12 protein-coding genes are annotated in these 13,898 nt (G+C 52.0%); 10 read left to right on the top strand and 2 right to left on the bottom strand.

Annotation, left to right across the window (positions count from 1 at the left end; all coding sequences use genetic code 11):
• Nucleotides 1-64 precede the first annotated feature (64 nt).
• The 5 genes from ATHL_RS15890 to ATHL_RS15870 all read left to right on the top strand — a co-directional run bounded on the left by ATHL_RS15890 (nucleotide 65) and on the right by ATHL_RS15870 (nucleotide 7,932).
• Nucleotides 65-1,450, top strand: a complete 1,386-nt coding sequence (locus ATHL_RS15890; RefSeq protein ID WP_062195842.1) for an ABC transporter substrate-binding protein — start codon at nucleotides 65-67, stop codon at nucleotides 1,448-1,450.
• A 74-nt stretch (nucleotides 1,451-1,524) separates the two neighbouring features.
• Nucleotides 1,525-2,451 (top strand): carbohydrate ABC transporter permease, encoded by a 927-nt coding sequence (locus tag ATHL_RS15885; protein WP_062195841.1) that lies wholly within the window; start codon nucleotides 1,525-1,527, stop codon nucleotides 2,449-2,451.
• Nucleotides 2,448-3,293: a carbohydrate ABC transporter permease gene (locus tag ATHL_RS15880; RefSeq protein WP_201798013.1), complete on the top strand. Its 846-nt coding sequence runs from the start codon at nucleotides 2,448-2,450 to the stop codon at nucleotides 3,291-3,293. Before ATHL_RS15885 ends, ATHL_RS15880 begins: the two co-directional genes overlap by 4 nt.
• Before the next feature lie 13 nt (nucleotides 3,294-3,306).
• Complete coding sequence (locus ATHL_RS15875) at nucleotides 3,307-5,424, top strand: ADP-ribosylglycohydrolase family protein (protein WP_062195837.1); 2,118 nt, start codon at nucleotides 3,307-3,309, stop codon at nucleotides 5,422-5,424.
• Nucleotides 5,425-5,904: 480 nt separating this feature from the next.
• Complete coding sequence (locus ATHL_RS15870; protein WP_201798012.1) at nucleotides 5,905-7,932, top strand: ArnT family glycosyltransferase; 2,028 nt, start codon at nucleotides 5,905-5,907, stop codon at nucleotides 7,930-7,932.
• An 89-nt stretch (nucleotides 7,933-8,021) separates the two neighbouring features.
• Here ATHL_RS15870 and ATHL_RS15865 read toward each other — a convergent pair whose 3' ends face one another.
• Together ATHL_RS15865 and ATHL_RS15860 are read right to left on the bottom strand one after the other, a co-directional pair.
• A complete protein-coding gene (locus ATHL_RS15865) occupies nucleotides 8,022-8,354 on the bottom strand; it encodes a DUF952 domain-containing protein (RefSeq protein ID WP_062195834.1) in 333 nt (110 codons plus the stop codon).
• The gene (locus ATHL_RS15860; RefSeq protein ID WP_062195833.1) at nucleotides 8,351-8,971 is read right to left on the bottom strand and encodes a sugar-binding protein; all 621 of its coding nucleotides are present in this window, start codon (nucleotides 8,969-8,971) and stop codon (nucleotides 8,351-8,353) included. The genes ATHL_RS15865 and ATHL_RS15860 overlap by 4 nt, the downstream gene beginning before the upstream one ends.
• Here ATHL_RS15860 and ATHL_RS19000 point away from each other — a divergent pair.
• The 5 genes from ATHL_RS19000 (at nucleotide 8,970) to ATHL_RS15835 (ending at nucleotide 13,717) form a co-directional block, all read left to right on the top strand.
• Nucleotides 8,970-9,368 (top strand): hypothetical protein, encoded by a 399-nt coding sequence (locus tag ATHL_RS19000; protein ID WP_162787766.1) that lies wholly within the window; start codon nucleotides 8,970-8,972, stop codon nucleotides 9,366-9,368. The two genes, ATHL_RS15860 and ATHL_RS19000, sit on opposite strands and share 2 nt — an antisense overlap.
• A gap of 149 nt (nucleotides 9,369-9,517) precedes the next feature.
• Nucleotides 9,518-10,216 (top strand): NUDIX hydrolase, encoded by a 699-nt coding sequence (locus ATHL_RS15850; RefSeq protein WP_062195830.1) that lies wholly within the window; start codon nucleotides 9,518-9,520, stop codon nucleotides 10,214-10,216.
• 105 nt (nucleotides 10,217-10,321) lie between these two features.
• On the top strand, nucleotides 10,322-11,518 hold the full coding sequence (locus ATHL_RS15845; protein ID WP_062195828.1) for a peptidoglycan DD-metalloendopeptidase family protein: 1,197 nt from the start codon (nucleotides 10,322-10,324) through the stop codon (nucleotides 11,516-11,518).
• 5 nt (nucleotides 11,519-11,523) lie between these two features.
• Entirely contained in the window at nucleotides 11,524-12,363 is an 840-nt protein-coding gene (amrB, locus tag ATHL_RS15840; RefSeq protein ID WP_062195827.1) for an AmmeMemoRadiSam system protein B, read from the top strand.
• Nucleotides 12,364-12,370: 7 nt separating this feature from the next.
• Nucleotides 12,371-13,717: a hemolysin family protein gene (locus tag ATHL_RS15835; RefSeq protein ID WP_062195825.1), complete on the top strand. Its 1,347-nt coding sequence runs from the start codon at nucleotides 12,371-12,373 to the stop codon at nucleotides 13,715-13,717.
• The last annotated feature ends 181 nt before the right edge of the window (nucleotides 13,718-13,898 follow it).

Raw genomic sequence — 13,898 nt, 5'->3', positions numbered from 1 at the left:
CTTAACCGGTAAATCATTCAGATCAATCAGCCATTTTGTATTGACCTGCTCAACAGGAGGAGAAATGAACCTTATGAGACGCTTCGTCATTGTGCTCGTTGTTGCCACGTTACTCCTGGCTTCGTGTGCACCTTCCAGCACCCAGGCACCGGCTTCGCAACAGACCGGCGGGACGACTGAATCCGGGCAAACCTCTGAGAAAAAACCCACCATTACCCTGTGGCTAGACTCCGGGGGCGACGCCACACAATTGCAATGCATGATTGATAACATTGTGGGCAATTTCAACAAAAAAGGCAACAGCTTCACTGTGGAAGCCCAGCCTTTGGCGAACTCGTGGGATGCAACCCGCACTGCTATCACAGGAGGCGGTGGCCCTGATATTGTGATTACCCCAGGCCCATCTTTTGCTTATGAGATGGCAAAAGCCGGTCAGTTGCTCGCCCTCGATCAATATGCCCAGGAATTCGGGTGGGATAAACAATTCTTACCATGGGCGCTTTCCCTTGGTAAGGTGGATGGTAAACTCTACAGCATCCCTCATGAAATTGAAACCCTGGTACTCTATTACAACAAAACAGTGTTTGAACAGCATGGGTGGAAACCGCCAAAAACCATTGACGAATACCTCAAACTCGTCGAAGATATCAAAGCGGCCGGTTTAATCCCCAATGCTGCGGGTAACTCCGATTGGAAACCCGCTGATGAACACTACTGGAGTATCTTCGTCAATCACATGGCTGGTCCCCAGAAAGTCTATGATGCTCTGACCGGAAAAATCCCATGGACGGATCCAGATTTTGAAAAAGCAATCGATACCATGAATCAACTGTTTATGAATGGCGATTTCATGGGAAGCCTGGACCGATACTACACAACAAAATCCACTGAATTCCTAACAGCTCTGGGTGATGGAAAAGCTGCCATGGCGCCATCTGGAACCTGGTGGATGGGAACCATCGGCAACTATTTTGGTGAAAAAGCCAACAATTCCAATGACTGGGATTGGGTGCCCTTCCCAACCACAGATGGCTCTCCCCTATTCACCTTAGGGATCGGTTCTACATACTCGATCAATGCAGCGACCAAATACCCTAAAGAATCAGCCCAGTTCCTTACCTATTACTTCTCTCCTGAAGCCCAATCTATTAGCATCACTCAATGCGGTATCGCTCCAGCCCCCATTAACCTTACCACCCAACAGCTGAAGGGTATTGATCCACGACGCGCCCGCCTGATCGAAGAGCTCAGTAAAGCAGCTGCAAATGGGCAGTATGGGTATACTACCTGGACGTTCTGGCCGCCGAAATCGGACGTATATATTTACGATGAGATCGAGAAGGTTTGGGCAAAACAGGTAACCGTACAGGATTACCTCAAAGGCCTGAACGATCTTTTCCAGGAAGAACTCAAGGCAGGGAACATCCCGCCTATTCCCGAACGAAAGTAACCTGTAACTTGAGAAACCTTCTGTGGGCGGGTATCCTTTCGATATCCGCCCACAGAAATTGATAAGGGGCTTTTATGGGAACCTTAATTAAGAAAGACCTTTCCTCACCCACAAGACCGAAGATAACCAAGCAGTTTTTTTATCGAAAAGTAATTCCTGTATTATTTGTACTGCCTATTCTCCTCATTCACATGACGGTGGTACTTGGTCCATCCATCAGTTCAATTTACTTCTCATTAACAGAGTGGAATGGAATTGGACCCGCTAAATTTATCGGGCTCGCGAATTTCCAAAAAATTACCACTGACAGGCAATATATCCACGCTTTCCAGAATAATCTGATCTGGTTATTATTCTTCCTGACCATTCCCATTGCAATGGCTCTCATTGCAGCCAGTCTGATTGCGCCCCTGAAAAAGGGAGGGCTCTTCTTCCGGGCCATCCTATTTATTCCTTATATTTTGCCCAGTGTGATCACGGCAAGTATTTGGAAAGATTTGCTTCACATTGATATTGGGTTGGGAGGAGTGGCGGCTCGCCTGGGAATGCCTTTCTTAAACATTGCGTATTTTGGCCGTACCGACACAGCATTATTAGCGGCTGCCTTTGTGGATAACTGGCACTGGTGGGGATTTTTAATGGTGCTGTTCCTGACCGCAATGCAAAGCGTTCCGCAGGAACTGTACGACGCGGCAAAGATTGATGGCGCGAATCGATGGAATGAATTTATCCATGTAACATTACCTGGTATTCGCCCCACCCTTGTATTCATGTTACTCATGACCGGAATCTGGTCTTTCCTGGCCTTTGACTACGTATGGATTACAACCCAAGGAGGCCCGGCAGGCGCTTCAGAGTTATTGAGCATTCTTGTATTCAAAAATGCCTTCCAGCGTTTCAACGCAGGTTATGCCGCAGCGATCGGCCTGACCATGAGCTTTTTCGCAGGTATTATTATTGGAATATTCCAAATCCTTAGAAAGAGAGGGTGGGAAATATGATGCGATTTTTGTTCCCACGCCGAACTTCCAGTTTGGTACCCAATTACATTATTGTACTCCTCTTGGTAATCTTTGCTATTGGGCCGCTTGTCATCCTGGTATTTAATTCACTGAAAACCCCTGCCGATGCTGGCCGAAACCTCATAGGGTTTCCCAGAGAGATCATCCTCTCAAACTATCCACGAGCGTGGGTTGTCGGCCAGTTTGGAAAGACTCTGCCCAATACGTTAATTTTAGTGGCCGGTACCGTTGTTGCCACACTCATCTTGAGTGGGATGGCTGCTTACAGCATTGCTAAATTGAATTTACCCGGCTCAGGAATTCTTACCATGTATATGCTGATCTCTTCCAGCTTACCCATCCAGCTCTTCCTCGTGCCGCTCTTTTTCCTGTGGAGAAAACTTGGTTTGGTAAACAACCTGCTTGGGTTGATCATCATTTATGTAGCAACAAATGCTCCCTTCTCCATTTTTTTGCTTCGCTCATACATGATTCAGATACCCAGCGATTTTGAAGATGCTGCCAGGGTCGATGGGGCCGGTGAGTGGGATGTTTTTCAAAGGGTGGTCGTACCACTCGCCTGGCCGGCCTTCCTGACTGTGGGACTGGTCGTAGGGCTCAGCGTCTGGAATGAATACCTGTTGGCGACGGTCTTTTTAACCAAGCAGGAACTCTTTACGGTAGTAACCAGCTACTATAATTTTTCCACCGCGTACGGGGGGCGTGATTGGGGTCTCACAAGCGCAGGTGCAGTGATGATGATCTTTCCTCTTGTGGTGTTATTCTTGTTAATGCAAAGAAGGTTCATCGAAGGATTGACCCAAGGTGGCTTGAAGGGGTAAAAGGAGTAATACTATGGCTCTTCCTGCAAATTACGAAGAAAAAGTCTACGCCGGTGTGCTGGGAAAGATTATCGGCGTCTATCTGGGCCGGCCATTTGAAGGCTGGACGTACGACAAAATTATGGCTGAGCTGGGCGAGGTGTGGTATTACGTCCACGAGAAGCGCGGTGTTCCCCTGGTCGTTACCGATGATGATATCTCCGGCACCTTCACCTTCTTGCGCGCCCTGCCAGACTTTGACCACGACCGAAACATCACCCCGGCGCAAATCGGTCAAACCTGGCTGAACTATCTGATCGAAGGGCGCACCGTGCTCTGGTGGGGTGGGCTGGGTAACTCCACCGAGCATACAGCCTATCTGCGCCTGAAGAAGGGCATTCCAGCCCCGCAAAGCGGGTCGATAGCCTTGAACGGCAAGGTGGTTGCGGAGCAAATCGGCGCACAGATTTTCATCGATGGCTGGGCCATGGTGGCCCCGGGCCAGCCCGACCTGGCCGCCGACCTGGCGCGCCGCGCTGCTTCGGTCAGCCATGATGGTGAAGCCATTTACGGTGCGCAAGTGCTGGCCGCCATGGAATCCCAGGCCTTCATTGAACCCAGCCTCAACCGCCTGCTGGATGTGGCTACCTCTCTCATCCCCCGCGACTCGCTCATCTACCGCCTGATCGCCGACCTGCGTGACTGGCGTGAGAAAACCCCCGACTGGCGTGAAGCCCGAAAGCTCATTGTGCAACATTACGGTTATGACCGTTATGGTGGAAACTGCCACATGGTACCCAACCATGCGCTCATCCTTCTGGGACTGCTCTACGGAGAAGATGATTTCCAGAAGACGCTCATGATCACCAACACCGCCGGGTGGGACACCGATTGCAACAGCGGGAATGTGGGGTGCCTGATGGGCATCAAGAATGGTCTGCAGGGCATCCATGCCGGCCCCGACTGGCGCGGCCCGGTGGCTGACAGGCTTTACCTGCCCACGGCTGAAGGCGGCTCATGCATTACCGATGCTGTTCAGGTGGCCTTCCGGGTGGCCAATATTGGCCGCACGCTGGCTGGCCTGCCCCCGGTGCACCCCAAGCGCGGGGCACGCTTTCACTTTGAGTTACCCGGGGCGGTGCAGGGCTTTCGCGTTGAGCCACTGGTCGAGGGGCGCGGCCCGGCCCAGATCGAAAATGTCATCGGCCACAGCCGGCTCGGACGTCACAGCCTGGCGATCCATTATGCACACACAGCCCCCGGACAGCCAGCACGGGTGGCTACCCCAACTTTCCTCCCCGCTGAAGCGCTTCAGATGCGCAGTTACTCACTCTTTGCCAGCCCCACCCTCTACCCGGGGCAGGTAGTGAGCGCCGGGATAGTGGCAGATGCCAACAACGCCCAGCCGGCCGTCTGCCGGCTCTACCTGCAATGCCACGCACCAGAAGGCGGGCTGACACGCCTCTACGGCCCCGAAACCACCCTGGTCGCCGGAGAGGAATATACCTTCACCTGGCCCATTCCCGAAACCGGTGGCTGGCCCATCGCCGAAATTGGGCTGGAAATTCAATCACCCCAGGGAGCTCGCGGCACACTGTATCTTGACTATCTGGACTGGAAAGGCGCCCCAACGGTGCTCTTCACCCGCCCCGAGGGTACCAACCCCGCCTGGCGACTGGCCTGGGTAAATGCCGTGACCGATTTTATGAGCTGGGATGAACCTTTCCGGCTGATCCAGAACGAAGGCACCGGTCTGCTTATTCAGGGCACACTGGACTGGGAGAACTACCGCGCAGAAGCCGATGTAACCCCGCACATGGTCAATGCGGCGGGGCTGGCGATCCGCGTTCAGGGCCTGCGGCGCTATTATGCCCTCCTGCTCGCTCCGGGGGGCAGGGCACGCCTCATCAAACAGTGGTACGACCAGACCAGCGTTCTCGCCGAAGCCCCCTTCGCGTGGGAATACGGGCAAACCTACCTGCTGGCCCTGGAAGGCAACGGCAACCATCTGAGCGCCTGGGTGAACGGCGAAAAGCTCTTCGAAGCGGAAGACCCTGAACACCCCCTGCACAGCGGCGCCGTGGGACTGGTCTGCACCGAAGGGCGTACCGCAACCCGGGTGGTGAAGGTGGAAAAGCTAACGAGTTATTAATTTACACTTTTTAAACCCAAAACACAATCTCGACCCAAACTTTGCAAGCTCCGTGGTATGAGAAAAATCCCAATCACAGGTGATACCCGGAGCTTGCAATTCTATGCTTCATTTACAAAAGTTATATTGATGTGTCAACCTATGAACCAACGACCGTATTTGCCCTAAAAATCTTGGGAAAAATTCCACTTTTATGAATGGATTGGTGAATAATGACACAAAGCAGAATTTAATATTCCGAAAACAACCACCATAGTAATATTTGAGATAAAGGCCGAGTAAAGTGGAAACTAAAAACGATCAAACTTTCTGCTGATGAGCTGAACGGATTGGTGAATTATCAGTAAATTGCATGACATATTTCAGGAGAGGAACATTAGATCAAGACTGGAAAGGCGAAGTAAAATTGCAAAGTAAATATTGGACCCGACTTGAAAACTCATGAGAAAAAACACTAATGCAATAACCCTCTTTGTAATAATGAATATCCTTCAAGGCCTGGCTAGTATAGGACTATTACTATCCGAACAATCTATTGAGAAACCAATTATTCTAGGATATTCGATCGAAAAATTCTCCCTATTAATCTTTTGTTTTTTATCTATTCTTATTTTAGGGCTAACGCTGTTTGTTCAGTTTAAATACCATTCTATATTTGAAAATAATATTCAAAAGATTCTTCTTAATAAACATCATCTAATTAAAGTTGTTAGTTTGTCCCTATTTGTATTAACCGAAATAACTTCTCTCTATCTCTACTCAATATCACCACTTTATATTTCAAAGTTATGGCCCTTTCTTTCTTGGGTAAGTATTTTTCTATTCGAACTATACCTGCTTTCTGAATATATCAAAGTACAAAGCAATTTACCCCAATCATCGTCACCTCAAATTAAAACTGCGAAAACTATTTTGGGAATCGTCCTATTTGTTTTAGGTATCTTTATTTCACTTTTGACTAAATATTCCATCTTATTCGTTGATGAGGGAGATCATATCACTACTGGATGGTTAATAACCCAAGGATTTAAATTATATTCAGACATTTTTTCTCACCATCCACCTTTGGTTTACTACTGGGTAGCTGGTATGGTTAAATTACTTGGTAATGATTTTGTTGCTATCAGAATGTCGATTGTCGGTCTTTGGATAATAATATTTTTAATCACCGCTTTTCTAATAAAAAATTTTTTGCCCGTTGCTCTTTTTGTCTTTATATGGAGTGGATTAAGTTTTTTTTACTTAGGGAATCTGGTTTTATATCATGCTATCACGGGTACTTTCCTGGCTGCATCAGTAATTACGTTTTTATCATTGTCCAAAAAATTATCTGTAGCACCAATCCTTTGGATAAGTCTATTATGTGGGTTGACAACTCTTTCAGACCCTCAAGCTTTACCAGCATCAGGAATTTTACTTTTAGGCAGCGCTTTTTTTATAATTTTTAATTTCAGACCATTATCGAAAAAGGAAATCTTTAAATTCGTCACGATACTTTTCTTCCCATTCATCCTCGTTATTGGAATTCAATCCTTGGTTTTTATTATAAATGGTTCATTAAATGACTTTATAAACGAGGCAATACTCTTTAATGTTAATATATATTCCCACTATACAAGAATTAGTTCACTTAACCCATTTTCCTCTGCACTGCGCCAATTTGTAAATGGGTTATTTGTTCTAAATCCTAATTTCAGAAATTATAACGAATTAGTAAGAGACCTATCGCTCCCAATTCAAACCACGATTGATCATTGGCTATTTGGAGGGTTCTATTTTCGCCTCGGAATCATTATTATTTCAATTGCACTCGTAATCATCAAGAAAGACTTTAGAGGCTTCTTTTTATATCTCATTACCTGTACTTTATTTCCTAGGACAGGTGTAGGATTTCAAGCTTTGGCTTTTATTATGGTCGCTATATCAACAATTACAATATTCACATTTTCTAATTGGGAAACCAAGAAGCGTAAATTCTCTCCACAGATTATATATATTGGAATGCAGTTCACTTTACTATGGTTTTTAATTGCTCTTTTATTCAGTGCAGCACGAACTATTGTTTTTGATTTCGAGGAAAATAAAAAAAATTTTGAAGATCAACTTCAAAGTTATTATGAACGAAAAAATAACTATCTTAAGTATGAATGTGAAGGGCATAGGTTTGATTACTTGATTTACCCACTTGACCCATTATTTTATTTTATAGCAAATCGATATCCTGCTTCGAAATACCACTTTATGACCCCCTGGGTAGCCGAAATTGGTCAGAATGAGGTTATAAATGATTTATCTATTACCAAAAAAGCAGTAGTTATAATAGGTTTGGATGGCGTAATCTGGGGTTACCCAGTTAAAACTTATTTATCAACTCTGATTAATTATCTTGATACTCATTACATCAAGGTAGAACCAGGAATCTGGATCTCACCAAGTGCATTTCAAAGTTGCCAGCAGACTTTTCATCAACAAGAAAATAACCATCAAACCATAAATGATCACGAATAGCATTAACCACTAAAGTAGCCCTTTTAAGACATAAACGCAACAATCTTTTTTTCCAAAAGTTAAAAAGAGTCGCTTGATTTGCTCTATCCTTATGAATTTACCAAAAACCTCCCCTCCGCATCGGGCCGGAAGGGCAGCACCTGCACCACGGCATCAAGGTTAAGCGCACCATAAAGATGCGGAAAAAGCCGGGTGCCGCCTTCCAGGTTTTCGTAGCGCACCGGTGCGTGGAGGCGGCTCTCATCAATGAGCAGTAACACCAGGTCGGTGCGCCCTCTAAAAAGCGCATTGGCCACGTCGATCACCTGTGCCCGGGTGGAGCAATGGATAAAACCCTGCGTTTTCAATGAGTCGGCGGTGTATTCGCCCTCCATCCGGGCACGTGCCCAGTCAGCTTCAGAAGCAATATGATAAAGGGTCATTTCAGCGTCACCTCACCCCAGCTGGTTGGGTCGGTCAGGGTGCGTCCGGCTGCGCTGGAGACCATACTTTCCTGAACGGCATTTCCGGGCCGGTCATCATCAGAGACCGAAAAGGCAAAGCCCATGCGCATCCCTTTATAGGGAATGACCCCGAAAACACTCCACGGGATGGCGGCCTCCACGCGGTAGATGGCCCCTTCATACCGCGCGGCGATCGCCACATGGTTCAACTTGCCCGCTTTGCTCGATGGATACCAGAGATAGGCTTCAGGGTTGTTGTCGCCAATCGTGGGACGGCCAGGTGAAATACCGATCTGATAATCATCACCGTTCAGCTGAGCAGAATAAAAATCGCCCAGCAGGTCCAGGTCGATCAGAAGCTCAAGGCTATCCCCTTTGTACAGATCCTGCCCCTGGGCAACCTGCACGTATTGATCATCGCGCACCTTGGCCGCCAGATAAAGATAGGAGAGGTCCCAGCCCACATAATAAGACCCGGCCAGGTCGTCCTCATTTTTCCAGTTCGCTTTTCCAAAGACCACATGCGTGGCCGGGTACTCCCTGGCCACCTTTTTCCACTCACTCCAGTCGCCATCGATCACTGGCGGAGTGCTCATGAAGGTCGCCTCCACCCTGGCCCCCGGGCGCACCGGCACCTGGGTGGCCGTGGGAGCTGGCGGCTGGGTAGCGGTAGGAAGAGGCTGGGTGGGCGGCGGCTGGGTAGGAGCGGGCTGGGTAGGGGGCGGCTGGGTAGCCGTACTCACCAGTGGAAGCGGCGTTTGGGTGGGGGGCAGGGCGGCAGCCGTACGGAACAGGGCGGTCACGGGGCGGCTGGGTAGCCGTACTCACCAGTGGAAGCGGCGTTTGGGTGGGGGGCAGGGCGGCAGCCGTACGGAACAGGGCGGTCACGGTCAGCTCCAGGGGGAGCACCCCCGGCGTTGGCGTAGCCTGAGCGGGAAAATTACAGGCCAGGGCGGCCATCAGCAGAACCACCAGCGGAATCATGAGACGTGATCTCTTCATGCCATCCTCCTTCCCCAAACAGGGTGCATCTTCTGTATCATAACTCGAAATACGTGAAAATGGGCAACCCCGGCGGATACTCTCCCAAATACATCCGCCCTCATGACAGGGCGGGGCGCCGGAAGAAGAGTTCGGATATAATGAAAGCGGGAAAACGAACAGGAATGATCGATCAGGATAGCTTTCTCCCCAACCTTGAGGTGCGGGTGATCGCCTTCAGCCTGCGCGAGGAGCGCTTGCACGTCTTGCTGGTTTCGGCAGGAAGCACGCCCTCCCCGCTGTGGGAAATTCCCGGCGGGCGCATTCTGAAGGATCAATCCCTCGAAGAAGCTGCCAGTCAGCAATTGAATGGTCTGACCGGTTTGCGTGAAACCTATCTCGAACAACTCTACACCTACGGCGAGGCCGGGCGCGGCGGCAAGGATCGGGTCATTTCGGTGGTGTATTTCGCTCTGCTCCCCGCAGGGGCAGTAGCCTCTCCTGCAGTTAAAGACGACGTTTCGATTCGATGGTTCCCTGTGGATGCTCTCCCGCCCCTGGTTGAAGATCACCGTGAAGTGCTGGCCTACGCTCTGCGCCGGTTGCGTTACAAGCTGGAATATACCGCCGTCGGGTTTCAACTGCTCCCCGAAGCCTTCACCCTCAGCGACCTTCAGCAGACCTACGAAATGATCCTTGGCGAACAGCTGGATAAGCGCAACTTCCGGCGGCGCATCCTTGAAGCGCAGATTATCGAGCCTACGGGCACCCTCCGCACCGGCGAAGGTCGCCCCGCGCGCCTTTATCGCTACCGCCCCGATGCCGTGGCCGAAATCAAAGCCAGGCGGTTGTTCCCCTGAACCTTCCACCCTTTCTGAGAGAAGCCTGTATCCAAACATACCGAACCCGGCTTGACCACTCATGCGGCCTGTGTTATCATGCTCAAAGAGGTATTCAATAGAACAATGAGCGAGGATTCGAGTCTTTCCCCCGCCCAGCTTCCTGACGAGCAGGAACCAGCGGCCGAAAACAAAAACCGTTGGAATGAAATCTGGGAAAGGTTGCTGCGGCTGGGGCTCGGCGAAATGGCTCTGCGCGTCGGTACCGTAGTGGCTTCCATTATCCTGGTGCTGCTGGTCATCTGGGTGATGGGAAGTTTGTATTTAAACGGGCAAATCGAAAATGACCATGACTCTGCTGCCCTGGCGGCGGCCCTGCCCACCGCCACCCCCACCGTCCCGGCGCCTCCGCTGACCCTTCTGGCGGAGCTGGCATACGATCAAGGCATTCCACGCCTGGCGCAGATTCACACTTCGCGACCGAGCCGGCCGCGCTTCGAGATCACCACTTACGAAGTCCAGAAAGGCGATTCCGTCTTTGCCATCGCCGAAAAATTTGGTCTCAAACCGCAAACCATCCTCTGGGGTAACTTTGACGCGCTCGCCGACGACCCCCACCGCCTCCAACCCGGCATGAAGCTGAACATCCTGCCCATGGATGGTGTGCTTTATAAATGGCATGCCGGAGATAGCCTTAACAAGGTCGCGGAATTCTTCAGCGTCACCCCGGACGTGATCATCGATTGGCCAGGCAACCGCCTGAACCGTGAAACCCTGGGCGATCTCTCCAAGCCCAACATTCCTCCCGACACCCCCATTTTTGTGCCGGGTGGCAAACGAGATTTCATTTCCTGGAGCGCCCCGCTGATCAGCCGGACAGACCCCGCCAAGGCGAAAATCTTCGGCCCCGGTTATTGTGGCACGCAATACGACGGGTACATCGGGCAGGGCACTTTCGTCTGGCCGACCACCCAGACCTGGCTCTCTGGCTATGACTATTCTCCCGAAACCAACCACTGGGGCATCGATATTGCCGGCGCGCTGGGCAACCCCATTTACGCCGCCGATTCGGGTGTGGTGGTCTATTCTGGATGGAATGACTGGGGATATGGCTATGTGGTGGTCATTGATCATGGCAATGGCTGGCAAACCCTCTATGCCCATCTCAGTCAAATTTACACCGGCTGCGGAGCGAGTGTATCTCAGGGCGAAACCATCGGTGCGATGGGAAGCACCGGGCGCTCTTCGGGGCCGCACCTGCACTTCGAGCTGATGAACGCCTCAGGGGTACGCGTCAATCCGCACAATTATTTGCAGAAATAAAAACGATGAGCACGATCGCTGAGATTCGACCCTCACCGATTGCCGGAACCTGGTACAGCGGCGATGCCACTCGCCTGCGCCGCGAGGTACAGCGTTACCTCGATGGCGCCCGGCTACCCGCACTGGAAGGGGAAGTTCTGGCTGTCATTGCTCCTCACGCCGGGCATCGTTATTCGGGGCGCACCGCCGGGCATGCCTTCGCAGCGGTGCGCGGGCAAGCCCCGGAGCTGGTAATCATTGTTTCGCCCATGCACGCGCCTTACCCTGGTGCCGTGTTGACCACCGCGCACCGCGCCTACGCCACACCGCTGGGGCCGGTTTGGGTGGATGAGCCCGCGCGCACCGAGCTGGAGCAAGCCCTGAGTGACCTGGAAATCGACCTGACGCACGTCGCCTACGACACCGAGCATTCGCTGGAAATTGAAATCCCCTTCCTGCAGGCGGCGCTGACGGGAGATTTCCGCCTGCTACCGGTGATGCTGCGCAGTCAGTCGCCCCGGGTGGCACAGCTCACCGGGCAGGCCCTGGCACGGGTTGCGGGCAGGCGGCGCACGCTGCTGGTGGCAAGCACCGATCTCTCTCATTTTTACCCTGCCGAAGTGGCCCGCCAGCTCGATGCCGAGATGCTCCGCCGCTTCGAGAGCTTCACCCCAGAGGCTCTCTTTGAGGCCGAGCGCCAGGGAAAGGGCTTTGCCTGCGGCGTGGCGGCGGTGGCCGCCGTACTCTGGGCCTGCCGCGAACTGGGGGGAAAGCAGGTGGTTGTCTTACATTACAGCCACTCCGGAGAAGAAACCGGAGATGACTCTTCTGTGGTTGGCTACGGTGCCGCCGCAGTGCTTCGATAAAAACTGAATGACTCCAGGCCAAATTTTATTAATTCTTGTCCTCATCGCCCTGAACGGATTTTTCGTAGGGGTAGAATTTGCCGCGGTCACCTCACGGCGCACCCGGCTGGAAGTGCTGAGCGACGCCAACAGTCCCGCCGCCCGGCGGGTGGCTCAATGGCTGGAAAACGACGCCTCACGTGACCGGCTTATTGCCGCGTCTCAGCTCGGCGTCACCCTGGTCAGCCTGGCGCTGGGTGCGGTGGGCGAAAATGCCTTTGAAGCCTGGCTCGCCCCTTTCTTTCATAACTTGCTCCTGCCAGCGCAACTGCGTTTCCTCCAGGGGATCATTCAGGCTCTTCCCCTCGTGCTCTCGCTGGTGGTAATTACCAGCCTGCATGTGGTGCTGGGTGAGCAGGTTCCCAAAGTGGCCGTCATCCGCAACCCCGAACGTTTTGCCCTGCTCGCTTCCGGGCCCATGCACGTCTTTACCGTCGTTTTTCGCGGGTTTATCGACCTGCTGGACTGGGCCACGCGGAGCATCCTGCGGTTGATCGGCATGCCGCAGGATGGCAATGCCCACGCGGCGGTCAGCTCGCTGGAAGAGTTGCGTCAGATTGTGTCCTCTCCTGAAGTCGAAAAAATCGTTGAGCCGCCCGAACGAGAGATGCTCTCGGCGGTGATCGACTTCAGCGGTCTGCTGGTGCGCCAGGTGATGATTCCCCGCACGGAGATCGTGGCGGCTGAAGCGAACACCCCCCTCAGTGAGGTCATCCGCCTGGCAGTACAGGAAGGGGTAACGAAAATTCCGGTTTACGAAGAAAACCTCGACCAGGTGACCGGAGTAATCCACCTGCGTGACCTGATGGCGCGCTGGCTTCAGGACGAATTACGCTCAGGCGTGGCCCGTGACCTCGTCCGTGAGGTGCTTTTCATCCCCGACAGCCTGCCCGTCAACGATCTACTGGTGCAATTCAGGCAAGGGCACCAGCACATTGCCATCGTGCTGGATGAATACGGCGGCACCGCCGGGCTGGTGACGCTGGAAGACTTGCTGGAAGAAATCGTCGGCGTGGTGCAGGATCCCTTCGATCACGAACTGCCGGAGATTCAGCCGCAACCCGATGGCTCGGCGCTTCTCGACGGTCTGATGCTCATCGAAGAAGTCAATGCTACCTTCGGCCTGCACCTCGAAGACCCCAACTACGACACCATCGCCGGTTATATTCTGGGAAAACTGGGGCACATCCCTCAACCGGGCGAGGTGGTGGAAGTGCCCGAAGAAAATGTGCGCCTGCGAGTCGAGAGCATGGATCGCCTGCGCATTGCGCGGGTATCACTCAGCAGGCTCTCTTCCGAAAAGGTCGGCCAGTGAAGACCGACCTTTTCGGCTCGGTGAATTGAACAAGGCTCAGGACTAAGCCGCCGCCATGTCTTGCACTGGTGCGGAGATGGGATGGATGTGGAACGGCTCCACCAGGAATTGCAAAACATTCGGCCAGACAAACACCGGCAGAGAAGATCCCGGGTAAATACAGGGTGCGGTTTCGATTACA

The organism is Anaerolinea thermolimosa (genome assembly GCF_001050195.2).
In the GTDB taxonomy this organism is placed as follows: Bacteria; Chloroflexota; Anaerolineae; order Anaerolineales; family Anaerolineaceae; genus Anaerolinea; species Anaerolinea thermolimosa.
Note: the sequence above shows the minus strand (reverse complement) of the source record. Positions and strands in the feature narration are given on the sequence as shown.

What these genes read in the sequence shown, in the direction of transcription:
- ATHL_RS15890 (WP_062195842.1), top strand. Translation starts at nt 65, where the DNA reads ATGAACCTTATGAGACGCTTCGTCATTGTGCTCGTTGTTGCCACGTTA.
- ATHL_RS15885 (WP_062195841.1), top strand. Translation starts at nt 1,525, where the DNA reads ATGGGAACCTTAATTAAGAAAGACCTTTCCTCACCCACAAGACCGAAG.
- ATHL_RS15880 (WP_201798013.1), top strand. Translation starts at nt 2,448, where the DNA reads ATGATGCGATTTTTGTTCCCACGCCGAACTTCCAGTTTGGTACCCAAT.
- ATHL_RS15875 (WP_062195837.1), top strand. Translation starts at nt 3,307, where the DNA reads ATGGCTCTTCCTGCAAATTACGAAGAAAAAGTCTACGCCGGTGTGCTG.
- ATHL_RS15870 (WP_201798012.1), top strand. Translation starts at nt 5,905, where the DNA reads ATGAATATCCTTCAAGGCCTGGCTAGTATAGGACTATTACTATCCGAA.
- ATHL_RS15865 (WP_062195834.1), bottom strand. Translation starts at nt 8,354, where the DNA reads ATGACCCTTTATCATATTGCTTCTGAAGCTGACTGGGCACGTGCCCGG.
- ATHL_RS19000 (WP_162787766.1), top strand. Translation starts at nt 8,970, where the DNA reads ATGAAGGTCGCCTCCACCCTGGCCCCCGGGCGCACCGGCACCTGGGTG.
- ATHL_RS15860 (WP_062195833.1), bottom strand. Translation starts at nt 8,971, where the DNA reads ATGAGCACTCCGCCAGTGATCGATGGCGACTGGAGTGAGTGGAAAAAG.
- ATHL_RS15850 (WP_062195830.1), top strand. Translation starts at nt 9,518, where the DNA reads ATGAAAGCGGGAAAACGAACAGGAATGATCGATCAGGATAGCTTTCTC.
- ATHL_RS15845 (WP_062195828.1), top strand. Translation starts at nt 10,322, where the DNA reads ATGAGCGAGGATTCGAGTCTTTCCCCCGCCCAGCTTCCTGACGAGCAG.
- amrB (WP_062195827.1), top strand. Translation starts at nt 11,524, where the DNA reads ATGAGCACGATCGCTGAGATTCGACCCTCACCGATTGCCGGAACCTGG.
- ATHL_RS15835 (WP_062195825.1), top strand. Translation starts at nt 12,371, where the DNA reads ATGACTCCAGGCCAAATTTTATTAATTCTTGTCCTCATCGCCCTGAAC.